The organism is Shewanella fidelis ATCC BAA-318 (assembly GCF_000518605.1).
GTDB classification, from domain to species: domain Bacteria; phylum Pseudomonadota; class Gammaproteobacteria; order Enterobacterales; family Shewanellaceae; genus Shewanella; species Shewanella fidelis.
On record NZ_KI912458.1, the window covers coordinates 1 to 21,437 of the forward strand.

The following is a 21,437-nucleotide window of genomic DNA, read 5'->3' on the forward strand; positions in this document are numbered from 1 at the left end:
GATGATGAACAATGAAACTTAGTGTTAAGCAAGAAACCTCAGCTTTAAAACCTTGTAGCCTGCTTAACGAGAATCGGTTCATATAATCAGAGTCGGTAAATGCAGATTAGTTCCATTGAGCTTAACGTTATTTTTCAAATCGAGTTAATTGATACCTAGGTTTTTTGTTTAAGTTTTTGAAAATAAAACTTGTTTCATCCTTAAGCCCACTATTTATACTCATTGGTGTTACTTTGATTAAAAGCTAAGATTTGGCGAAAAAAAAAGCAACCTAATTAGGTTGCTTGGATAATTTGGCTTTGATAATGCTCTATGCGCTAGCTAAAGCGTTATCTACCGCGGCTGACCCAAAGTGGGAATAGCCAAGGAGAATGATGATGAACAAAGAAACTAACATTAAGCCAATTAGTTAACCTCATAGGTTTAATCCACTTAACGATATTAATCGGTTCATATAGTCAGAGTGCCTGCATTGCGATAAGTTCAAAAAGATTTAAATTATTTTTGAAATCTCCATTGTTCTACAGGTTTGTAGGAATGAGTGCAGCAGATGATAGGTATCTATTTTTAGTTTGTATAAGGTGTATGCAGGCAAAAAAAGGGCAACTCAAAGAGTTGCCGGATTGATCTACTTGAGATCAAGAGGGACTGCGCTAGAAGTCCCAGGGAGAATGATGAACATGAAAAATATCCAATGCTCACAAGTTTAGAGAGCGCTAATTCGATAAAGTTCAAAAAATGTTTGAGATATTTTTCTTTTTATTAGGGCTTGCTTTAAGCGCCTGAACTTTAAGTGGTTATAGCAGCTTCAAGATATCAGCTTCTATGGCCATGGGTTTAGTTGTTGGCGCAAATCTTGTTACGGCTTGGCCCTGACGGTTAACCAGAAACTTAGTAAAGTTCCACTTTACTTTTTCTGAACCAAGCAATCCTTTAGCTGATGTTTTTAGATAACGATAAAGTGGTAAAGTGTTAGGCCCGTTGACTTCAACTTTTTCAAATAATGGAAAGCTGACGCCAAAATTTAACTCGCAAAATTGACTAATTGTCTCGCTGTCTCCCTGTTCTTGTGCGCCAAACTGATTGCACGGGAACCCCAAAATCACTAGCCCCTGAGCTTGGTATTTTTGATAAAGTTGTTCTAACTCTTTGTACTGAGGGGTGAAGCCGCACTTGCTTGCAGTATTAACAATTAACACGACACGGTCTTTATATTCAGCAAGTGGAACAGTTTGACCTTGAATATTGGTGACTGAAAAATCATATATTGAAGCTGTCATGGCTTCCTCCTTTATAATGTTAAGCTACTTTATCGGCATTCTTTAGTTAGATGCAATCTGTTTAGTTTTCTCGATAGAAGTGACCGTATCTCTATAGTAGGTTCGTTTTTGAAGACAGCTGTTTAAGTCTTACATCTGGCTATAACCTGGTTAATGTAATGAGTATCATAATCACACGAATGGATAACCATACAATTCGCAATAGATGTTGGCTAATAGCTGTTGCTTTTGAGCTGCGGTAATGTGTATGTGTTGATTTTGTTGGCTTTGGGCTGCTAACTAGACATTGTGGTGAGTTTAAGTAAAAAATTCCGTTTGCTTTGTGTATGCTTGCGATTATTTTTATTTACTGGGATATACGATGAAGTCTAAAGCCCTTTCTATTGCGCTAGCACTGGGTTGTTTTTCATATAATGCACAAGCGACTGATTTTACGTTCGGCTTAAATGATGACATGTTGTCAACTGAGTTGCAGTTTGACATAAACAAAGATGTTAACGCCTCTATAGAGTACATTTATGCTGATACTGGCGGGCAGATGTTATCAGGTGCAATGCACATTGCTCATGATGCTGGAATTCATCATTTTGAGCTAGGGGCTAAGTTTTCTCAAGTATGGGCTAAACGCAGTGCCAATGGTAATTTTGTTGGAATTGGCGGCCGTTATGCCATGCAATTAGGATCAAATATCTCAATACATGGTGAGGGTTATTACTCTCCATCAGTATTATCATTTGGCGACATTGATGGCTCTTGGCAACTCGATGGTAAAGTGCAATATGCTTTGAATCCTGCATTAGCCTTATTTGTTGGCTATCGTAATGTTCGACTGCAGTATGATCACAGCGCTAACTCTACTTTAGATTCTGGCTTTTATTTAGGGGCTAAGGCTTCTTTTTAATTGAGATCACTTTAAGTGTTGTAATGGGGTTGTTTATAAATGGACAACCTCTCTTTTGTTTCCCGCCTCCTATTAAATTTTGAATTTACCTAGCGTGTCAGTATGAGTATCTCTGATAGATATATTTGACTGGTATAGGTTGTTATTTATCGTTATTTATCTGATTTAAGATACTGTATAATATAGTTTTATTTTTATTAGCATTAATTTCGTTACTACATATGTTCCGTTAGTATTGATTGATGTTACAATTTTGCGCTTATCGTTAATATTTGGTTGCCAGCGCAAAGTAGAGATAGGTTATGCAGTAGATGCCAACAAAAATAATAATGCTAATACTGTTATTGCTCTTGGGGAGCTCGTTTTGCGAGGAAGCTAGGGCTGAGAAGCGGGCCATTACTGAGCATACATTTATATATAATGCCGATCCTGCTGAGCAGGCTCCTAAACAGTTTGAAGATGTCGTCCGATGGAGTAGGACTAAAACGGATCTCGGCTCGGTATCACTTTCTGGTGGTGACTACTGGATGATATCAGCGGTGAAAGTGAATGCAATTGATCAGCACTGGGTTATCAATGTCAGTAATTCGATCATTGAGTCAGTAGATTACTGGTTAATTGGCAACGATAACTCTACCCAATATTTGCATAGTGGTTATTACGCCCCCTATGAGTTTCTCTTTGATTATGGCCGTAGTGTGGAAATGCGTTATGGCGTTGATTATTGGTTAGTGGCTAAGGTGAGTAGCCGTTATTTCTCTTCACAACCTAAGTTAGCAGTCCAAGATTTTGAAACTCATAAGCGGCAGACCGATATTTATGCCTTGATGATTATCTCTTGTTTAGGCGGTCTGTTGTTTATTGCGTTATATAATGGGCTGATTTACGTTTCTATTCGCGATAAGGCATTTTTGTATTACGGCTGTTATGTTTTTTGCTATCTTGCTGGTTGGGCACTGACTTTTCATTTACCTGCACATCTATTTGATTTTCATGGTCTGCAGTTACACCATCTGTTTTTTATCAGCTTACCAATCTTTAATATTCTATTTTATAAACACTTTTTGCAGCTGCCGGAAACATCGCCAAGATTATGGCGACTGAGTCTGCTATTACTGTGGTTATGTATTTTAGCTCTGCCAACCAGTGTATTTTTGCTATCTCATACCGCTATTATCGCATCGGTTCTCATTATGCTTTGGATCACTTTGGCGATGGTTTGCGGCAATATTTGCTTGCTGAAAGGCTTTTACCCTGCACGTTACTTTTTACTTGGGTTTAGTTGTTTGCTTTTACCTGCGGTGCTTATTTTACCGGGGAACTTAGGTCTGACACCGGACTTTTTTGATAATGCAGAGCTGGCAACGCTAATGGGCGGTACTGCTGATGCGTTATTATTATCCTTTGCTTTGGCATACAAAATACGCCTGTTATCTGAAGAGCGAGAGCGGCACATTGAGACACTCGAAGTCGCCAGAAAAAATGCGCGTACAGATAAACTAACCGGCTTGCCTAATCGGTTTGCATTTGATGAAGCTATGTATGAGATGCGGCCGCAAAAAGACAATGTTCAGTCGTCAAAGTATCTTGTGATTGTCACTTTAGAGGGACTTGCCCAATTGACAAAACGATTAGGTCATAGAGAAGTCGACTCGCTGATTTATGGGGTGTCAGAAGCACTAAAACAACTCACTGTTACTATGCTACCTGAGGTCAAAGTTGTAGAGCTTTACCGGATTGCAGAGGGCAACTTTGTTATCGTGTGCTCTCCAACTGCTTTAGATAGCGCAAGAGAAAAAGTTGCTGAGATCCAATCAGGTTATTTAGTTGAGCGCTACAGCGAAGTCAGTATTCATCTCGGCTTTAGTGCTAATCAAGATATTAGCGATCCTAGGCAGTGGCTGCGCTTGGCTGAACAGGACTTATATAATCGTAAAAGTGAAATACGTAGGGCTTTACACAGCCAAAGCCTGCAGATGCAATCAGACTTAGAGATATAAAGCCGCCAAAACAAGCATGGTCGATATTGCGATAAGTTATTTACTGCAAATTTAAGCTTATCGCTCAGTTAATATATTCATTGTTGTAGTTGTTATATGCGGCTTCTGCGGCGCGTTTACTGTGCTGGCGCTGCTTTTGTCGGCGTTGCTTTTGCCGTTCTTGCTTTTGCTCATATTCGTAATCGATACCAAAATCCTCATCCCATTGACTCTGCTGATCAAAATTGTGGTTGGTTCTCATAGGTTTTATTCCAGTCTGACTAAGTGGTTAGCGATATTGTGACTTGATGTCGAGTAGCAGTGTAGGAAGCAAACATGACAGCCTAATTACAAGCTATTGATGGATCAAAACAGAAATTGTTGAGTTTGCAATAATGGACTAGTGGAGTAGGAAGGAAATTGGTATAAGCAGACGATCTGTTTGATCGTCTGCGCTATGTGGCAGAAAAGCGTGTTAGCGTTTAAGCATTTTTGCGACAAACATGCCGTCGGTATTAGCCTCTTGGGGCCAGACAGTTAGCATAGTCACAGCCTCTTGTGTGAATGGGTGCTGTAATGTTTGCAATTCAAACTCAGGGTTTGCAGCTAAAAAGGCGTTAACCACTTGTTCATTTTCGATAGGAGATAACGAGCAAGTTGCATAAACCAGTTTGCCTTTGGGTTTAACGGCTTTAGCGCTGCGAGTTAAGATATCGAGTTGTAACTCATGCTTAGCGAGTACAACATCTTTATCATCTAACCAGCGCATATCAGGATTACGGCGCCAAGTGCCAGTACAGCTGCAAGGCGCGTCAACTAGCACACCATCAAAATTCTCGGCTTTTACAGGCAAAGCATCCGATTTCCAAGGGGCAACACTAATGCCTTTAAAACCTGCACGTTTAGCGCGTTTTATGAGTTCCTCAAGCGGCTTACGACGAATGTCAGATGAGGTTATGCTACCAGTTGAAGCTGGGTTTTTCTTAAGCATAAGTGAGCGTAGTTGTAAGGTTTTGCCACCTGCGCCGCTACAGGTATCCCACCAATTTTCATCAGCTTGTGGCTGGCATATTTGGCCTATCACCTGAGAGCCCAAATCTTGGATCTCCAGTTCACCTCGTTGATATGCGCCAATGGCATTTAAGTTAATGCTCTTCAAGCCAAGACTTAGCGCATCATCAAAAAACTCGCTAGCAATCGCTTCAACATCATCTTTTAACAATGAATTGATCAGCTGTTGTTGGTTAAGGGTTTGCGCCCGTCCCCAAATTGGTGGTCGAGAGCACATGGCTTCAACAATAGCGAGTTGCTGTGATTGCTCGACGTTGGTAACTTGCCAAAACCAATCAGGCAACAGTTGAGTTTCAGTTAAACTGGCTTGCTTAAGCTGTTGTTGCAGGTATTGGCACTTGTCTGTCACAGTTGCTAACGTTTGCGCCGCCGCACTTAAGTTAAATTGCTCCGATTGATTGGCAAACTCGCGCCATGCTTCACTAAACTGACTCCATTTATGGCCTTCTAATTCAGCCACTATTGCTAAAGAGGCAAACCAGCTTGAGTCTTGTTGTCCACTTGTGTGAACTTGCTTTATCCAGCCCCACCAGCGAAAAAGTGCAAATAGGCTTTCACGGATCACCCGGCGGTCTTTAGAGCCATGTTTCTTATGGAGCCTAAAATACTCACCGATGATACGATCTGCAGGTAGTTTTTGTTGCATCACGCTCGTAAACAGCTGATGTATTGTATTGCTATAGCTTAATGCGCGCTTTTGTGCAGGAGTTTCAGCTTGAAAAGCTTGTTGAGATGATGAAGGTTCTACCATTACTAATTGCCTGAAGCAGCCCAGAGGCCAAAAATAAAAACTGGCGCAATTGTAACAGAGATTTGTTAAGAGGGGAGCGCTGGAGGTGATAAAGCGCTATTAGTGATGAATAGCGCTTAAATAAGCTCATTAGTAGTCTAAATCTAACGCGAAACATAAATAGCGCATTAATTGCTGACAAGCTGCAAACTCTTGTGCACATAGCTCGACAAAGTTAGCGCTACAGACTTGCTCAATCGTTAATGGTTTTATGGCGATAAAGTCCTTTCGTTTTAACTCCTCGAGCATTGGGTGGGCTTTATCATAGCCTTTTGGTGGGCGAATAAGTTGACTACCTTGCATCTCAAACCCTTGGGCAGTTAATTCGCGCAGTGCCTTTTTGTAGCTATTGGGGTTCTCATCAATACAACTTCGGATAGCATTTAACGCTTTGGATTCAGGATGCCAAATTCCTGCTCCGAGAAAGCAACTATCGTTAGCGATATGCAGGTAGAGCCCCGGAGCGTGAACATCCTTACCTTGAAAATGTCGAAATTGGATACCGACATTGGTTTTATAAGGGGTTTTATCTTTACTAAAACGGCTATCCCGTTGTGGGCGCATCATGCTGCCACCGACTTTTTTAGGTACAGCAGTTAACCGAGGTGATAGGGCTAAAATGTGTGGTTGCATCGCTTCGATAAATTTCAGTGCGGGTGTGCGCACACTGTCTTCATAGCGAGCTTGATTGGATTTAAACCACTCTCGCTCGTTATTGACTGATAACTCATTTAAAAAATTAAAACTTTGGCGAGTAAATGGGCTCATAGAGATAACGACCTAAATTGGTGGAGCAATGATCAATGTGACTAAATTTTATCTTATACCTTATTAATCAGTGGATGTCTCGCTACTCATTGGGGTGGGAAAACTGTTAAAGTATGGTCATGTTTTGAGATTTGATTGCGTCATCTAATCATTATACTGATTGGGAGCAAGTACGCAGTTGTCATAGTTGGAGTGGTAATGAAAGTTTGGGTTGACGCAGATGCATGTCCGAATGTGATTAAAGAGATCTTATTTCGAGTTGCGGATAGAGCTAAGATCGAAGTAACACTGGTGGCTAACCATTTTATGCGTATTCCACCATCACCTTTTATTAATTTAAAAACGGTGTCCTCTGGCTTTGATGTTGCCGATGATGAGATTGTTAAGCTATTAACCGCTGGTGACCTAGTGATCACTGCCGATATTCCGCTAGCCTCAGAGGTGATTGATAAAGGTGGTGTAGCATTAAACCCACGTGGCGAGTTATACACTGAACAAAATATCAAATCGATTCTGAATATGCGCGACTTTATGGATACCATGCGCGCAAGCGGTGTACAAATCGGTGGGCCAGCAGCTATTGGTGCGAGCGAGAAGCAAGCTTTTGCTAATCAACTTGATAGATATATTACTAAGCATCATAAGCCTTAAGTGGTTAACGAGCCTAAATGCGCATAGGGCTATAACGCTATGCGCATGTTGCTGTTTTGCGTTAATAGGATATTAGCTAAGTTATAGCTGTTAACTCACATTGAAGCATTCATCAATAAGTCGGTCTTACATGCATTTTGTTGGTGTCTAAAGTTAACTAAGATGCTGCTTTTGAAGAATCAAGCATATACAATTCCATTTCTTTTTCGCTAGCGAATCTCAATGAAAACTCTGCATATGACAAGGCAGCTTCAGCGCTGCAAAAATAAGCGCTTTGAGCTGTACGCAATTACTCGAATTATCCATAAGGTTGATGATTTAGATGTAAAATTTATTACTCAGCAATATGTTGCTAGGCCGAGCGGTTTTGCATTGACTGATTTGTATTTGCCGCAGTTCAAGCTACATATCGAAATTGATGAAGGTTTTCATCAACATCAAATTGATGCCGATAAAATTCGTGAGCTGGATATTATTACCGCAACAGACCATATTATTAAACGCATTGACGCGGCGGTGTCTATTGAGCAGATTAATGCTCAAGTAGACGACATAGTTGCTGATATTCAACAGATGATTAAGCTTCAGAAGCAATCTGGCAGCTTTCAGCGATGGGAGCCTGAGCTAGAACATAGCGTTGATTTTTGGCGTTGCCGTGGCCAATTCAGTGTTAATGACCATGTAGCTCTGAGAACATCGGCGGAAGTATGTAATCTATTTGGTCACCAATATCGGGGCTGGCAGCGTTCATCAGCTAGTATTCCCGAGCAGCCTAACATAAAGTTATGGTTTCCTAAGCTTTATCCAAATGAGCAATGGTTTAATGAGATAAGCCATGATGGTACAGAAATCCACGAGTACTGCCTTGAGTCTGAAACCAAAAAGCGCAGCGTAATTGACAGAAACCTTGCGGAGTCTTTTAAATATGTTGTATTTGCGCGAGTTAAGGATGAGCTGGGGCAAACTATGTATCGCTTTAAAGGCATATTTGAATTAGATAGAGATAAAACCAGCTATGAAGCGGGTGTTTTTTGGAAGCGGATCTCAACAGAGTATGTTTTAGCAATTAAGTGATTAGCGCCAACGCTGAGGTATCAAGACTACACTATACTGATAGGATGATATTTAAGGCTGAGTAGGTGCTATTTATGGCTGAGCTAAAAGTAGAAGCGATTGGTGAAGGTTTGGGCGTCAGGTTGCCAAGAGAAATTGTTGAACAGTTGCATGTGCAAGCTGGCGATCGTATTAGCCTCGAGAAAACGCCTCAAGGGAGTTATCGACTCGTAACCTCTGAAGATAAACTCGCTGAACAGATCACTTTGATAGAAGACTATATGCATGAAGAGGATGCGTAAAATAAGTTAGGTTTTGCAGCCTGTTATAGGTTACGCATTACTCTCACTTTATTGCGTTAACCTATATGAGTCATTTCGTTCACGGTAAAACTAGCAACAGCGCCCTTGGTTGCAGCAAGGTAGTCTGCTAAATGTTGCGCGCCCATATGTTGTTGCCATAGTTCTCTCGAAGACCAATTCTCAAAGAAGACAAAATGAGCAGGGTTATCATTGTCTTGGTGCAAATCGTATTGTAAACAGCCCGCTTCTTTACGAGTGATATCAATCAACTTGATAAGTTCGGATTTAACTTTTTCAACACTACCTTCATTAGCCATGATATTGGCGATAATCGTAAGTTTGCTCATCTGTATTTACCTCTAAATCTTGTTTGTATTTGTTTCGATAGATCTTATGCTAGGTTAACCATTGCTCAGGATAAAGCTGGGTCCAGTTGATTTATTATCAATAAATTTTAGTTAATAGCGTTAATAAGTCAGCGTGTTTAGTTCAGTTAATTTAACTTCAACTCACTCAAGCGGTGGCAGGTCGTTTTTTGTTGCTTTAAATCAGTCTAAGCCTAGCGCGACAATGGTTTGCAGTAAAAAAGAGCTGGCGAAATGTCGCCGTGATTGAGTTCAAATCATTATCTTTTTGGCAAAGTGAGATCACATATTTAATTTTGTCAGCCATTTATTCACTTGATTGTTTTCATCTTTAAGCTTACCCTAGTCACAAATCAAACTTAAGTTTGGCGTGCAAACATATGTTTGCTTGTCGGTGTCGATTGGATAATAAGAATGACAGAACGCGAAATCGAGATTTTAGCGCTACTCAAGCAGGACCCTTTGATCCAACAGCAAAGCATTGCTGATCAATTAGGGATTAGCCGCTCAGCTGTTGCCGGCCACATTATGAATTTGACCCATAAAGGCGTGATTAAAGGTAAGGGCTACATTCTTGCTGAATCACGCTACGCTATCGTAATTGGTGGCGCGAATATGGACATTTTAGGTAGACCTCAACACTCCCTACAAGTTGGTGACTCAAACCCTGGCAGCGTAAGTTGCTCACCTGGCGGAGTAGGGCGTAATATCGCTGAAAACTTAGCTCGCTTAGGGTCAAATACTCATCTTATCAGTGCCTTGGGTAAAGATACCTATGGACAGATGATCATCAATCAGTGTCAGCAAGCTGGTATTGATATGAAAGCATGTATTCATCTCGATGAGTTTGCCACATCAACCTATTTATCAGTGCTTGATGGTGATAGCGATATGCATGTTGCTATTAATGATATGGCGATTCTTGAAAAGCTCAGCGTCGCTGTGCTGCAAAGCCATGAAGAAGTATTGCGCCGCGCAGATCTTATTGTTGTCGATGCAAACCTGTCGGCAGAGTCACTGGAATACATTCTAAGTAACTTTTCTGACCGTCCAATTTTTGTTGATACAGTCTCTTGTGCAAAAGCCAAGAAAGTGGCGCCATTCTTAAGTTCAATCCACACCTTAAAGCCAAACCTTAAAGAAGCTGAGCAATTATCTGGGATCAGTATCAGTCATCACGATGAACTGCCAGAGTTAGCTAATTGGTTCCATCAACAAGGTGTTAAACGCATTTTCTTAAGCTTAGGCAGCGATGGTGTGTTTTACAGCGATGAAGGTGTGCAAGCTTTAGTACCTACAATGCCGGTCTCTATGGTGAATGCCAATGGAGCTGGTGATGCTTATCTAGCAGGTTTAGCCCATGGCTTTATCCAGCAGTGGAGCACAGAAGAATCAAATAAATTTGCTATGGGAGCGGCAGTCGTTGCCTTGTCTCACATAGCTACAATCAATCCAAATATGTCTGAAATTACCGTTAAGCGCGTTATCAAGGAGTCGTTATGTTAGAGCAGTACCTAGATATTAATCCAGAAGTTGCAGCAGCATTAGCAGCAGGAAAGCCTGTAGTTGCACTGGAGTCGACCATTATTTCTCACGGTATGCCTTATCCGCAAAACGTTGAAACCGCACTTAAAGTTGAGCAAATCATTCGTGATAACGGCGCAGTACCAGCAACGATTGCTATTTTAAAAGGCCGTTTAAAAGTGGGTATGACTCACGAAGAGATTGAATACTTGGGTAAAGCCGGTCTTGATGTTATTAAAACAAGCCGCCGTGATATTCCATTCATTGTTGCTAAAGGCGTTGATGGTGCTACCACAGTGGCTTCAACGATGATCCTAGCGCAAATGGCTGGTATTAAAGTGTTTGCTACAGGCGGTATTGGTGGCGTTCACCGTGGTGCTCAACAAACTTTTGATATTTCAGCTGACTTGCAAGAGCTAGCAAATACGGATGTAACAGTTGTTTGTGCGGGTGCTAAGTCAATTCTAGATATCGGTTTAACCTTAGAATACCTTGAAACTCAAGGTGTACCTGTTATCGGTTACCAAACTAGCACTCTACCTGCATTCTACACTCGTGAAAGCGAGTTTGGTGTTGACTATCAACTTGATACGCCAGCGCAAATTGCAGCAGCAATGAAAGCGAAGTGGGATATGGATCTGAAAGGCGGCATCGTGGTTGCTAACCCAATTCCTGAAGCACACCAGTTAGATCGTGCCATGATCGATAAAGTGATTGCTGACGCAGTTGCCGAAATGGATAGCAAGGGTATTTTTGGTAAAGCTTCTACGCCATTCCTGTTGGCAAAAGTTGCTGAAACCACTAAAGGCGTTAGCTTAACGGCAAACATTGAACTTGTGTTCAATAACGCTAAGCTTGCTGCTGACATTGCAGTTGAATACGCAAAGTAAGCAATTGGATTAATAGTTGAAAAGGGGAGCTTAATAGCTCCCCTTTTTATTTGATTTAAACTAAATTGGTATTAGTTTTGGATGATTGTCGCCGTGTTACCGAAACCACCAGTTTGAGTGATAGTTGCTGTATCGTTAGTACCAAACTGAGTAATGGTAGCTGAGTTAACGGCAGCTAATGTACCAAAGCCATCTTGGTTAATCGTTGCTGTGTTGCCATCACCTTGCTGGTCGATGATTGCATTATTAAACTCACCAGCTAGCTGATTAACAAACGCGTCGTTATCTGCACCTGTTTGGTCAATATCTGCAGAACCAAATTCACCATACTGTTGTACGTTTGCCGTGTTTAATGTGTTGCTTTGTAAAACATCAGCAGTGTTTGCTTCACCTGTTTGGTAAACAACTACGTCTTGATCTACGCCTGATTGATTAACTGTAGCTGAGCCACCAAGAGTACCTGTTTGGTCTACTAATGCTGTTAGCTCTGAACCACTGGTTTGATTAACCACAACCAAAGAACCATTAACACCAGATTGTTGAACAGTAATGCTTGAATCAGCTGCGGCATCTTGAAGTGCTGTCACATTGCCAGCTTCGTTTGCTGCGAGCTGCTTAACCGTAACAATAGAGTTGTCTGATTCGTTGACCTGATCAATATCAACTACATTATTGTTGCCATCTTGCTCAACTGTTGCGATAGCTCGGAAAGAAGTATCTTGGTTAATATTAACCGTGTTCAGATCACCAGTTGTGGTAATTGTTGCTTCTGCAGGCTCATGTGCTCCAAATCCGAATTGACGGATAATTGTAGAGTTGGTGTTACCTGTAGCAGTAACGCTTGCAGTGCTATCGTTTACATGCTCTTGGTTTACTGACCCTGTGTTGCCACCACCCACTTGAGTGACATTTACTGTAGAGCTAAATACATGCTCTTGGTAAACAGTAATACCATTGTTGTTACCGTCTTGGCTCACTGTGATAGATGTGCCAGATGTACCATCTGTTTGAGTCGCCGAAATAGTGTTGTTGGTGCCGTTTGCTTGGCTGGCCGTAATTGTGCCATCTGTACCATCATTTTGAAGGGTCGTGATTAATGAGTTATCAGCACCATCTTGAGTTGCAGTTGCCGAAGCGTTATTGGTTGTTTGAGTAACATTTACACCAGAGTTGAAAGAACCGTTTAACTGATCAATGTTTGCAGTGTTGCCATTACCTGTTTGCGCGACCGTTAGTATTGCATCTGTTGAAGTGTCTTGGTTTGTGTTGGCTATGTTTGCATTACCAGACTGAGTAACAGTAGCACCTGCAGGATTGTGGATGCCAAATCCATGTTGGCGAACATCAGCGCTGTTACCATTACCCGTTTGAGTCACTGTTGCGATACTGTCGTTAACGTGTAGCTGATTAACAACGGCTCCATTATTTAAGCCAGCTTGAGTCAGTGTCGCTTCGGTATTGTATGTATGGTCCTGTGTTACCGTTGCTGAATTAGGGCCAAGACCTGACTGTGTAACAGTGACAGTTGAGTCCGCACCGTCACCCACTTGGTTAATTGTTGAAGTTTGGTTCGAGTCCGTTTGAGTCGTAGTGGCAGTTTGGTTTGTACCAACTTGCGAAGTATTTGCTGTCTGACCGCTGCCTGATTGGGTGGTCATCGCAGTATTCGAGTCACCAGCTTGAGAGATTGAAGCGTCATTTGCCAGCGCCGCACCAGAGTTTAAAGCCAGTGCAACTGCAGCTGCGATAGGAAGTAACTTGATCATGGGTAAAATCCTTAATCCGTTAAAAAATAATTAAACGTTATGTCAAACATCATTCAGCTCACATGAGCTTTTTTACACTTTTCAAATCCGAACCATCATCCAAAATTCGGACATAGCAAACCTGATATTGAAATCTTGGTGCGCCTTTTGGATGCGAAAAAGTATGCCGTTTGCAATTTTTATGTGCGTCCAGCAATGGTATTAAACCCTTGGCTCTTAGTTACTAGCTGCGGTTTTAGTTGTAGTAGTAATGGTTAGGATGAGGTTTTGTTGTTTGGGTTAATACTTGTTTATTTGTAGTGGGTTACTATGGATGTTGCTCAGCTTATTAAATTTGGGCGCGCTTGCTTTGTGTCATGCGTTAGATTGACCTCAAGATTTACTTAGGCCAATAGCAAAGGATATTAATTAACCTCGCAATGAGGTGGTTGGCGTAAGAAAACAAAAGTTAATTATTTGTAAATAAAAAGGGTGGGTTAAACTTTTCAATAGGATACTATGGCAGTTAATTAGAGTTTTACAGCCAAGCTCTGCTTAAGAGTTTATAGGCGATGCTATCGGGAGAGAGTAAAGTATGGAGCCGCAATTAATAGAGATTAAGGATTTTGTTTCTTTTACCCTAGCGATTATTGCGCTGTTTATTGGTAAGAACATTATTGCTCGCTATGAGCTATTAAGAAAATACAGTATTCCTGAGCCCGTTGTTGGTGGTTTCGCTTGCGCAGCAATCGTCGGTATCCTTTATTATGCCTTTGATATTCAAATTGAATTTAACCTTGAAGTCCGTGACATTCTGCTACTCTATTTCTTTGCTGGTATTGGCTTAAAAGCAGACTTTGCGACTTTGCTCAAAGGCGGTAAGCCTTTACTGATTTTGATTGCACTGGCAAGTGCATTTATTTTTCTACAAAACTTTACTGGGGTAACAATTGCTTCGCTGTTTGGCTTAGATCCGAAAGCGGGCTTAATGTCGGGCTCAATTTCATTGATCGGTGGCGTGGGTACCGCTATGGCTTGGACGCCAACCTTTGTCGAAGAGCTAGGGATCAGCAACGCCAGTGAATTAGGTATAGCGTCAAATACGTTAGGTTTGATTTCAGCTTGTGTTATTGGCGGCCCAATTGCGGCCTATTTAATGAAACGTCATCAAGTACAAGCTAATCACGATGCAGATCTTGATATTGGTACTAGTCATCAGGCGGGATCATCACATATTAAAGTTGATTATTTTGGTGTGCTGCGAGCTTGGTTATGGCTAAACGTGACGTTAATCGTCGGCTACTTTATTGATATCGCACTGCAAGGTGCAGGGCTGAAACTGCCGCTTTTTGTTGCTTGTTTACTGGCCGGTATCATTATAGGTAATGCAGGTAGAGCCATCTTAAATCGTCGAGATATTAAAGATCGTGCTTACTTAGATGATGCTTCTCAGGGCTTGTCGCTTATCCAAGATATCTGTTTGGGCATGTTCCTGACGATGGCATTAATGAGCCTTAAAGTGTGGGAGCTTGAAGGCAGTCTGCTTTACATTTCGGTGGTAATGGCAGTGCAAGTATTTTTATCTGTGGTGTTTACCATCTTTGTGGTGTTTAGAATGATGGGCAAAGATTATGAGGCTGCTGTGATCTGCTCAGGCTTTGGTGGTGTAACCTTAGGCTCTACCGCAACCGCCATTGTGAATATGACGGCGGTGACTCAACAGTACGGTGCAGCCCATAGAGCCTTTATCATCGTGCCGCTAGTCTGTGGTTTCTTTATCGATATTATCAATGCAATGATCATCAACTTATTTGTCTATTTTTAATTTCGTTTCATTGCGTATTGTGCAGAAGATTACGGCTTATCGACAATATTTGCGCGAGTTGATACCAAGGGTATCCGTTTGCGCAAAATGATGATCGATGTTGTTTGCAATATTAGCTAAATAAATTTAACCGAACACGGGAAAGCTTATAACTTCAAAAATATTAAAAATAGTAAGAATATTAAAAAAATTAAATTGCTAGAGCATCGTATTTTTGTTTATAGGCGTGTGTTATTGATGGAAGCGCTGGAGGGATATAACCAACTTATCGTGAATAATAAATGGAGTTTGTTATGCGCAATATAATTATTGGAACGATGCTTTCATTGATTGTTTTTGGTGTCAGTGCCACACAGCCGCCAGTCGTGGTACCACCTCCGGAACCATATTTAGCATGTTCTTTAGAGCAAGTGGTTGAGCTTGAAGCAGAATTTGATATACCTAAATTTAAGCGGTATCAAATACCGAAAGGCGAGAGGTTTAGAAAGTGTTTTAAATTAGTCGGTCATTCAGATGAAGTAGGCTTGCTGGTTGTCCGTACCTCGGTAACTGATAATGATAAAATAACCATCGAAGAGGGACCTTATAAAGGGGAGCCGTCGTTGGCCATGCAGGAAGCAAGTCGTGAAGTATTTAACTTATCTCGTTCATTTAATGCAGTAAGGCAAGATCAAATCTTGTATCCGATTTTTAGTTCAGAGGTATCAACAACACAAGATAGAGAGATAATTTTTGGATATGAACTTTCTAGTAATGGCACTTTTCTTTTAACTGTAGCAATGACGACAGACGACCCGATTAGGTATGTTCCTAACAAAGATGAGACACGGTCCTCTTCCATTCCTGTAGAGTACTAGCGGATCAATAGCTGAATTACTCAATATTGAAGCGGAATCATCGGGCGTTAACAGCGCCCTTTTTTATGGGGCAAATTTTTAAGGGGCAAAGGCGTAACACTGCTGCTAGTCAGTATGATACAAATTGCCATAAAAGTTTGGCTCTATAACGAGATGAACCGCAATGGCACGTTAGCTTGAGTATTTCAGTTAACGTGCATGCAGGGTGTTGCAACTATTGTGTTAAGCGACTACAAAAGCTCTGCAACGATTTGCTTTAACAAAAAGGTTTCTCGTTCAATTGACATACCTTTCTTCGGGCTATTAGCGATAGTGTGCTCATTGTGGCTTATCGCTTGATGGATGTTGATCCAAACAGGGCGCATACCGTTTTGGATCTCGTGGGCTTCTAGCTTAGTTTCGCCAAGCGCTGCATCAATATCACAAACAAAGCAGAAAGAGTCCATGTGCACCACCTCAAAACCATTTCTATTCCAAGGTCGAAACTCTTCATAGCGGCCAAATTCACTGATGATCTCGATATGCTGCGCACCGGTTTCCTCTTCTAACTCACGCATGAGTCCGGTTTGAATATCTTCACCTTCGTCGACTCCACCACCGGGAATGCTGTAATCATGGTAGCGCTCTGTGTAGAGCATTAAGATCTCTTCACCCTTTAAAATAATGCCGCGTGCAGCTTGGCGATGAAAACTTTTAGTCGCTAGCTCATTGGCAGTTAGCTGAGCAAGATCGGCATGAACAGTTGATTTTAATAGACGCATGAGAAACTCGTAATGAAGTGAGAAGATAGCCGCCAACAAACCGCTATGCGGTTTTACAATATGGTATCAAGCTTTGATAATCCGCAATAACACGTTTGATAAAGGCTTTTTCTGTGGCTGATGATGACGCGTTGTTCAGCCCATCAGCAATACGTTGATAGTGCTTTAAGATGCTTGCAAGGTAGTTAGCCTCAAGCTCTGGGTTGGTTCCCCACATGACAGAACCAACCGCGCTTATCGGTTGTTCACTCATGGTTGATAAGTGCAGTATTTCATAAAAGCGACGGTTTTCTTGTACTAGCTGTTCAGAAATTAAACCTAGGCCCAATTGTTTCATTGCCATGCGCACTTTATAAATATGATGTACCGGACATAGAATAAACTCCAGCTGATGCTGTGGATGACGGGCGATAATTTGCTGCATCAAAGCTATGGTTAAATCACCGCCTACACCCGCAATAATCACTAATTGTCGCGCGTGTTTGTCTGCTAAATCGAGTTGTCCAACATCAGTGCAGTGTACTTGCCAGTCGTGTTGATTGTGCTGCTTAGCCGTTTGCGGGTAAAAACGCTGTAACTTATGCTCAAGCTGTTGCATTAAATTAGGCACGACATCGACAAAATGGATCTGCTGTGCCGCCTTGCGCTCCAGTAGCGCCGCACCAAGCAGGCCATGATCACAGCAGCAATCCCAAATATGTTGATAATCATTGACGATCATCTGGTTGATTTGCTGTAGGCGTTGGCTAATTTTCAAAGACTGATTCACTCGGAATAAAATGGCCGGCCATTTTAAATGATGCTATAGGGATGTCGTCAATAGTCGGCCTTTGATTAGTTGCAGCTTAAGAAGCTAGCATCTCCTTATTCGAGACAATCATCACTCGTTGAATCGATTCACTCTCGGGATCTTGTGCGGCAATCGCACATGACAGCATCGCTGCGGCAACTTGTTCTGCTGCAATTGGACGATATTGATGTAATGGACCGACAAAAACAGCAGAAACAAAGCGAAATGCATTTTTAGCGGCATCTTCGAGTAATCGGCTTTCGCTGCGTTTACCGAGTAATAAACTAGGTTGAAATAACCAAAGGCGTTTAGGTGATGCCGCTTGTTGCGTTTCAGCTAATAACTGGCTTAGTGCCTCTTGGGTTTGACCTTTCACCCGGTTATAAAAGCTTTTGGCTTGGCTATTTGCGCCTAACGCGGTAACGACAAAGTTAGCACTTGCTTGGCATTTACTGATGAAATCAAGGCAAGCTGTTTTATCAACCGCGATAAAGGCTTGTTGGCTGCCAGCCTGCTTAATCGTGGTACCTAAACAGCAAAATGCGTGGTCAATTGCAACGGGGAGCGTGAGTGTTGCAATTTCGCTTAACTGGCAAGCTATGAATGTGACTTGGGTTTTGCCGTTGGCTTGGTATTGCGGGGCGCTTCTGCCAATAAGGACAATGTTTTCATAACAGTCAGAATCAATTAACTTTTGCAGCAGTAACTGCCCAATAAGTCCGGTAGCGCCGATCAGTGCCGCGTTCATATGCTTGCTCTAAGTAAAAGTGTTGATAGCGTAAGTGTAGAGAGCTAGAAGAGGGAAGCAAATACTTTATGCTTTTGAGCCAAGAGTCTTGACCCTGTTGATTGTTACAAGGCCGGCAGCACCGGCCTTTGGACTAACTAAATTGGCATACCTATTTATGTTTTGCAGTCAGTTTAGCTATTTCAATGATGGTTTGGCAGGCTTGCTCCATAGATTCAAGACAGACGTATTCATGCTTGCCATGGAAATTATGACCGCCAGTAAAGATATTAGGGCAAGGTAAACCCATGTATGACAGGCGCGAACCGTCGGTACCGCCACGGATAGGCTTAACAATTGGTTCTATGTTTAGGTTTTGCATTGCTTGTTTGGCAATGTCGATAATATGCGGGTGCGGCAATACTTGCTGTTTCATATTCAAATAAGAGTCTTGAATATCAATTGTGAGCTGACCAATACTGAGCTCAGCGTTATATTTGCTCACAAGGTCCGCTAACCAGCGTTTTCGTTGCTCGAATAGATCGAGGTCAAAATCGCGAATGATATAAGTTAGTGTGGCTTTTTCGGTTACGCCTTCCATGCTCATTAAGTGGAAGAAGCCGTCGTAGTCTTTACTGCATTCCGGTGTATCTTTTAATGGCATTTTGGCGTGGAATCGAGCCGCAATAGTTTGCGCGTTAACCATCACACCGTAGGCTGTTCCCGGGTGACAGTTATTGCCGGTTGCAGTTATCACTGCGGTTGCGGCATTAAAGTTCTCATATTCAAGCTCACCAAGTTGGCCGCCATCAACTGTGTACGCCCACTGTGCACCAAAGCTTTCAACATCGAAATGGTCGGCGCCGCGACCAATTTCTTCATCGGGTGTAAAGCATAAGCGAATTTTACCGTGAGGGATTTCAGGATGAGTTAGCAGGTGGTGTAGTGCGCAAATAATTTCGGCAATGCCAGCTTTATCATCACCACCTAGCAAGCTTGCGCCGTCTGTAGTGATCAAGGTTTGTCCTTGATATTGATTAAGGCTAGTAAACTGGCTTGGCGAAAGTACTTCTTCAAGACCTAACTGAATATCTTTGCCGTTATAATTTTCAATAATTTGTGGGTTAACGTTAGCCCCACTAAAGTCTGGTGCGGTATCTAGGTGAGCAATAAAACCAATACATGGAGCATCAGCGACATTGCCCGGCACAGTCGCGGTTAAATAGCCTTTATCTGATAATTTAACCTCTTCGAAACCAAGGCTGATAAGTTCTTGGCGCAGATGCTGAGCAAATACAAACTGGTTATCTGTACTCGGGACACTTTGGCTACTGCCATCAGATTGAGTGTTAAAACTGACGTAGCGTAAGAACCGTTCAAGTAGCTGTTGCTTCATAATCGTAATGTCTAAAATAGCAAAAAGTGCTTGGAGTCTAACAAGCCATTGAGTGAATTCATTAGATGTTGATCAAATTTTACTTAATCACTGCTTATTTTGTTATGTCGTTTTCTGTCTGCTCAGTCACAGTTGAGCGCTACTAACTTCATTGTGGTTTGGTTATATTAGGTGCAGTTTTGCCTTAAAGAGAGCATTTACAATGGATATAGCATGGCTGCAGTTAGGCCTGTTTATGTTGGTGTTATTGGTCCCACTCGCAATAAGCCGATATTTCCAATTAGCGTTGAGCCTAGATATGTTATCAGCGGTAATACGCATGACGCTGCAATTGGTGTTAGTCGGTCTTTATCTGCAATATCTATTTGAACTTGATAGTGTTTGGGTCAACTCTGCTTGGCTGTTGGTCATGTTACTTGTTGGTAGCAGTTCGATAATTAGCAAAGCTAAACTACCTAAGCGACTCTTATATATGCCAGTATTTTTTGGCTTAGTATTAGGCTTGTTTCCAGTGTTGTGGTTGATGATTGTTTTTTTACTGTCACCAGAGCCGTTATATACCGCGCAATATTTAATCCCCACAGCGGGGATGCTGCTAGGCAATTGTTTAAGCGGCAATATTGTTGCGCTACAGAGGTTATTTGGCGCATTTAGTGATAGAAAGGCTGAGTATCAAGGTGCATTGGCGCTGGGCGCTTCTCCTTCACAAGCCTGTTTGCCCTTTGTGCAAACCGCGATGCAACAAGCGTTTGCCCCCATTATGGCTTCAATGGCAACAATGGGCTTAGTAACGTTACCGGGGATGATGACAGGCCAAATACTTGGTGGTATTGATCCGTTAATTGCCATCAAATATCAGATAGTGATCTCTGTGGCGATTTTTGTCACCTTGTCAGTCTCTGTTGCTGCCACTTTGCTTTTATGCGTTCGCCGAGTCATTGCCAGTACAGGGCGAGTTAACGTCTTCATGAGTAAATAAGAAAGGCTGCAAGCTTTAATGGCTGCAGCCTTTGATGTTTGAGCTTTTTACACTACTAGATGATCAAACCTCAGTGCAAGTTACAGCACTAACTCCATATCAAGTTCGATATCGGTACAGCCTTTTTTACAGCAAATACCCGCAACGCTGTCTTCTTGGCCTTTTACAGGTAGCTTCATAGATAGTGCTTGGTTGCACACAGGGCAGAGAACGGTATTACCTTTAAAGACTCTTTTGATAAGGTTTTTTTGTTCGATAAAAGATTTTGCTGTGGTGTCATTGATCACCGAGAAATCCATTTTTGCCATAGATTTTTTGTGCCTTTGTGTTTGCTATGCACAAGGATATTTGTGCGCTAATAGGCTGAGTATATCTAGGCTTTTCACTGTAATAAAGCTTTAGTCAGTGCTAAATCGGCATATTTTGATTAAACAAAAACAAAGGTCGGATATGGTGTTTGTTATTTGAGGCGTATAAACGGACTGAGTATACTAGCGCATTGTTATTTTGGGTTGGTTTGTCACGGGCAAGAGAGTACATAAATGAGTGAAGAGTTACCTGTTAGTGGATTAGCTAACGCGACTAAAGAGGTGCAGTTGGCTGTTGATCTGATCTTTCTTTTAGAGAGCAATAATATCGATCCCGAAGTTGCGTTAGCGGCGTTAGAAATTGTTAAGCAGGACTTACAAGCTAAGTGCGGATCATAATATTTACTATCACTTCAATTAATTGACAGCTGCAATTTATGATTTAAGTCATTACAGCTACAGTTTGTCAGCATTA

At 41.8% G+C, this 21,437-nt stretch carries 22 protein-coding genes; 11 read left to right on the top strand and 11 right to left on the bottom strand.

Annotated elements, in window-relative coordinates; translation table 11 throughout:
• Window positions 1-797 precede the first annotated feature (797 nt).
• A complete protein-coding gene (locus L884_RS0113530) occupies window positions 798-1,280 on the bottom strand; it encodes a glutathione peroxidase (RefSeq protein ID WP_028767998.1) in 483 nt (160 codons plus the stop codon).
• Window positions 1,281-1,641: 361 nt separating this feature from the next.
• Between L884_RS0113530 and L884_RS0113535 the strand changes: the two genes are divergently transcribed.
• Window positions 1,642-2,181 carry a YfaZ family outer membrane protein gene (locus L884_RS0113535; RefSeq protein WP_037410959.1) on the top strand — a complete coding sequence of 180 codons (540 nt, stop codon included), beginning with the start codon at window positions 1,642-1,644 and terminating at the stop codon, window positions 2,179-2,181.
• Window positions 2,182-2,492: 311 nt separating this feature from the next.
• A complete protein-coding gene (locus L884_RS0113540; protein ID WP_028768000.1) occupies window positions 2,493-4,181 on the top strand; it encodes a sensor domain-containing diguanylate cyclase in 1,689 nt (562 codons plus the stop codon).
• Window positions 4,182-4,245: 64 nt separating this feature from the next.
• Here the strand turns inward: L884_RS0113540 and L884_RS23070 are convergent, their stop codons facing one another.
• The 3 genes from L884_RS23070 to L884_RS0113555 all read right to left on the bottom strand — a co-directional run bounded on the left by L884_RS23070 (window position 4,246) and on the right by L884_RS0113555 (window position 6,789).
• Window positions 4,246-4,422 (bottom strand): hypothetical protein, encoded by a 177-nt coding sequence (locus tag L884_RS23070; RefSeq protein ID WP_156925689.1) that lies wholly within the window; start codon window positions 4,420-4,422, stop codon window positions 4,246-4,248.
• A 213-nt stretch (window positions 4,423-4,635) separates the two neighbouring features.
• Window positions 4,636-5,982 (bottom strand): RsmB/NOP family class I SAM-dependent RNA methyltransferase, encoded by a 1,347-nt coding sequence (locus L884_RS0113550; RefSeq protein WP_028768001.1) that lies wholly within the window; start codon window positions 5,980-5,982, stop codon window positions 4,636-4,638.
• Window positions 5,983-6,111: 129 nt separating this feature from the next.
• Window positions 6,112-6,789, bottom strand: coding sequence for a DUF2461 domain-containing protein (locus L884_RS0113555; protein WP_051435632.1), 678 nt, complete (start codon window positions 6,787-6,789; stop codon window positions 6,112-6,114).
• Between the two features lie 198 nt (window positions 6,790-6,987).
• Between L884_RS0113555 and L884_RS0113560 the strand changes: the two genes are divergently transcribed.
• The 3 genes from L884_RS0113560 (at window position 6,988) to L884_RS0113570 (ending at window position 8,795) form a co-directional block, all read left to right on the top strand.
• Window positions 6,988-7,440, top strand: coding sequence for a YaiI/YqxD family protein (locus L884_RS0113560; protein ID WP_028768003.1), 453 nt, complete (start codon window positions 6,988-6,990; stop codon window positions 7,438-7,440).
• 222 nt (window positions 7,441-7,662) lie between these two features.
• Window positions 7,663-8,514, top strand: a complete 852-nt coding sequence (locus L884_RS0113565) for an AbaSI family restriction endonuclease (protein ID WP_037410961.1) — start codon at window positions 7,663-7,665, stop codon at window positions 8,512-8,514.
• 74 nt (window positions 8,515-8,588) lie between these two features.
• Window positions 8,589-8,795 carry an AbrB/MazE/SpoVT family DNA-binding domain-containing protein gene (locus L884_RS0113570; protein ID WP_028768005.1) on the top strand — a complete coding sequence of 69 codons (207 nt, stop codon included), beginning with the start codon at window positions 8,589-8,591 and terminating at the stop codon, window positions 8,793-8,795.
• Window positions 8,796-8,851: 56 nt separating this feature from the next.
• Here the strand turns inward: L884_RS0113570 and L884_RS0113575 are convergent, their stop codons facing one another.
• Window positions 8,852-9,142: a putative quinol monooxygenase gene (locus L884_RS0113575; protein ID WP_028768006.1), complete on the bottom strand. Its 291-nt coding sequence runs from the start codon at window positions 9,140-9,142 to the stop codon at window positions 8,852-8,854.
• Between the two features lie 432 nt (window positions 9,143-9,574).
• On the opposite strand from L884_RS0113575, the gene L884_RS0113580 reads away from it, so the two are divergent.
• Together L884_RS0113580 and L884_RS0113585 are read left to right on the top strand one after the other, a co-directional pair.
• Window positions 9,575-10,666, top strand: coding sequence for a PfkB family carbohydrate kinase (locus L884_RS0113580; protein WP_028768007.1), 1,092 nt, complete (start codon window positions 9,575-9,577; stop codon window positions 10,664-10,666).
• Window positions 10,660-11,574 (top strand): pseudouridine-5'-phosphate glycosidase, encoded by a 915-nt coding sequence (locus L884_RS0113585; RefSeq protein WP_028768008.1) that lies wholly within the window; start codon window positions 10,660-10,662, stop codon window positions 11,572-11,574. Before L884_RS0113580 ends, L884_RS0113585 begins: the two co-directional genes overlap by 7 nt.
• Window positions 11,575-11,645: 71 nt before the next feature.
• Here the strand turns inward: L884_RS0113585 and L884_RS0113590 are convergent, their stop codons facing one another.
• Entirely contained in the window at window positions 11,646-13,340 is a 1,695-nt protein-coding gene (locus tag L884_RS0113590) for a beta strand repeat-containing protein (RefSeq protein ID WP_028768009.1), read from the bottom strand.
• Window positions 13,341-13,914: 574 nt separating this feature from the next.
• On the opposite strand from L884_RS0113590, the gene gltS reads away from it, so the two are divergent.
• Together gltS and L884_RS0113600 are read left to right on the top strand one after the other, a co-directional pair.
• The gene (gltS, locus tag L884_RS0113595; RefSeq protein WP_028768010.1) at window positions 13,915-15,144 is read left to right on the top strand and encodes a sodium/glutamate symporter; all 1,230 of its coding nucleotides are present in this window, start codon (window positions 13,915-13,917) and stop codon (window positions 15,142-15,144) included.
• A gap of 293 nt (window positions 15,145-15,437) precedes the next feature.
• Window positions 15,438-16,001, top strand: coding sequence for a hypothetical protein (locus tag L884_RS0113600; protein ID WP_156925690.1), 564 nt, complete (start codon window positions 15,438-15,440; stop codon window positions 15,999-16,001).
• Window positions 16,002-16,231: 230 nt separating this feature from the next.
• Here L884_RS0113600 and L884_RS0113605 read toward each other — a convergent pair whose 3' ends face one another.
• The 4 genes from L884_RS0113605 to pepT all read right to left on the bottom strand — a co-directional run bounded on the left by L884_RS0113605 (window position 16,232) and on the right by pepT (window position 19,675).
• Window positions 16,232-16,762 (bottom strand): NUDIX hydrolase, encoded by a 531-nt coding sequence (locus L884_RS0113605; RefSeq protein ID WP_028768012.1) that lies wholly within the window; start codon window positions 16,760-16,762, stop codon window positions 16,232-16,234.
• A 43-nt stretch (window positions 16,763-16,805) separates the two neighbouring features.
• Window positions 16,806-17,519: a tRNA (adenine(22)-N(1))-methyltransferase gene (locus L884_RS0113610; protein ID WP_028768013.1), complete on the bottom strand. Its 714-nt coding sequence runs from the start codon at window positions 17,517-17,519 to the stop codon at window positions 16,806-16,808.
• Between the two features lie 88 nt (window positions 17,520-17,607).
• Entirely contained in the window at window positions 17,608-18,300 is a 693-nt protein-coding gene (locus tag L884_RS0113615; RefSeq protein WP_028768014.1) for a Rossmann-fold NAD(P)-binding domain-containing protein, read from the bottom strand.
• Between the two features lie 151 nt (window positions 18,301-18,451).
• Window positions 18,452-19,675: a peptidase T gene (pepT, locus tag L884_RS0113620; protein WP_028768015.1), complete on the bottom strand. Its 1,224-nt coding sequence runs from the start codon at window positions 19,673-19,675 to the stop codon at window positions 18,452-18,454.
• Between the two features lie 202 nt (window positions 19,676-19,877).
• Here pepT and L884_RS0113625 point away from each other — a divergent pair, with 202 nt between their 5' ends.
• A complete protein-coding gene (locus tag L884_RS0113625; protein WP_028768016.1) occupies window positions 19,878-20,654 on the top strand; it encodes an ABC transporter permease in 777 nt (258 codons plus the stop codon).
• An 80-nt stretch (window positions 20,655-20,734) separates the two neighbouring features.
• Here the strand turns inward: L884_RS0113625 and L884_RS0113630 are convergent, their stop codons facing one another.
• Complete coding sequence (locus L884_RS0113630; RefSeq protein WP_028768017.1) at window positions 20,735-20,962, bottom strand: hypothetical protein; 228 nt, start codon at window positions 20,960-20,962, stop codon at window positions 20,735-20,737.
• Window positions 20,963-21,196: 234 nt separating this feature from the next.
• On the opposite strand from L884_RS0113630, the gene rsmS reads away from it, so the two are divergent.
• Entirely contained in the window at window positions 21,197-21,361 is a 165-nt protein-coding gene (gene rsmS, locus L884_RS22090; RefSeq protein ID WP_037410964.1) for a pleiotropic regulatory protein RsmS, read from the top strand.
• Window positions 21,362-21,437 lie beyond the last annotated feature (76 nt).

Excerpts from the sequence above, each read along its gene's own strand:
- L884_RS0113625 (WP_028768016.1), top strand. The coding sequence starts at position 19,878 with ATGGATATAGCATGGCTGCAGTTAGGCCTGTTTATGTTGGTGTTATTG.
- L884_RS0113605 (WP_028768012.1), bottom strand. The coding sequence starts at position 16,762 with ATGCGTCTATTAAAATCAACTGTTCATGCCGATCTTGCTCAGCTAACT.
- L884_RS0113555 (WP_051435632.1), bottom strand. The coding sequence starts at position 6,789 with ATGAGCCCATTTACTCGCCAAAGTTTTAATTTTTTAAATGAGTTATCA.
- L884_RS0113585 (WP_028768008.1), top strand. The coding sequence starts at position 10,660 with ATGTTAGAGCAGTACCTAGATATTAATCCAGAAGTTGCAGCAGCATTA.
- L884_RS0113535 (WP_037410959.1), top strand. The coding sequence starts at position 1,642 with ATGAAGTCTAAAGCCCTTTCTATTGCGCTAGCACTGGGTTGTTTTTCA.
- L884_RS0113600 (WP_156925690.1), top strand. The coding sequence starts at position 15,438 with ATGCGCAATATAATTATTGGAACGATGCTTTCATTGATTGTTTTTGGT.
- L884_RS0113565 (WP_037410961.1), top strand. The coding sequence starts at position 7,663 with ATGAAAACTCTGCATATGACAAGGCAGCTTCAGCGCTGCAAAAATAAG.
- L884_RS0113530 (WP_028767998.1), bottom strand. The coding sequence starts at position 1,280 with ATGACAGCTTCAATATATGATTTTTCAGTCACCAATATTCAAGGTCAA.
- L884_RS0113590 (WP_028768009.1), bottom strand. The coding sequence starts at position 13,340 with ATGATCAAGTTACTTCCTATCGCAGCTGCAGTTGCACTGGCTTTAAAC.
- L884_RS0113540 (WP_028768000.1), top strand. The coding sequence starts at position 2,493 with ATGCCAACAAAAATAATAATGCTAATACTGTTATTGCTCTTGGGGAGC.
- L884_RS0113560 (WP_028768003.1), top strand. The coding sequence starts at position 6,988 with ATGAAAGTTTGGGTTGACGCAGATGCATGTCCGAATGTGATTAAAGAG.
- L884_RS0113630 (WP_028768017.1), bottom strand. The coding sequence starts at position 20,962 with ATGGCAAAAATGGATTTCTCGGTGATCAATGACACCACAGCAAAATCT.
- L884_RS0113550 (WP_028768001.1), bottom strand. The coding sequence starts at position 5,982 with ATGGTAGAACCTTCATCATCTCAACAAGCTTTTCAAGCTGAAACTCCT.
- gltS (WP_028768010.1), top strand. The coding sequence starts at position 13,915 with ATGGAGCCGCAATTAATAGAGATTAAGGATTTTGTTTCTTTTACCCTA.
- L884_RS0113570 (WP_028768005.1), top strand. The coding sequence starts at position 8,589 with ATGGCTGAGCTAAAAGTAGAAGCGATTGGTGAAGGTTTGGGCGTCAGG.
- L884_RS23070 (WP_156925689.1), bottom strand. The coding sequence starts at position 4,422 with ATGAGAACCAACCACAATTTTGATCAGCAGAGTCAATGGGATGAGGAT.
- L884_RS0113575 (WP_028768006.1), bottom strand. The coding sequence starts at position 9,142 with ATGAGCAAACTTACGATTATCGCCAATATCATGGCTAATGAAGGTAGT.
- L884_RS0113615 (WP_028768014.1), bottom strand. The coding sequence starts at position 18,300 with ATGAACGCGGCACTGATCGGCGCTACCGGACTTATTGGGCAGTTACTG.
- pepT (WP_028768015.1), bottom strand. The coding sequence starts at position 19,675 with ATGAAGCAACAGCTACTTGAACGGTTCTTACGCTACGTCAGTTTTAAC.
- L884_RS0113580 (WP_028768007.1), top strand. The coding sequence starts at position 9,575 with ATGACAGAACGCGAAATCGAGATTTTAGCGCTACTCAAGCAGGACCCT.
- rsmS (WP_037410964.1), top strand. The coding sequence starts at position 21,197 with ATGAGTGAAGAGTTACCTGTTAGTGGATTAGCTAACGCGACTAAAGAG.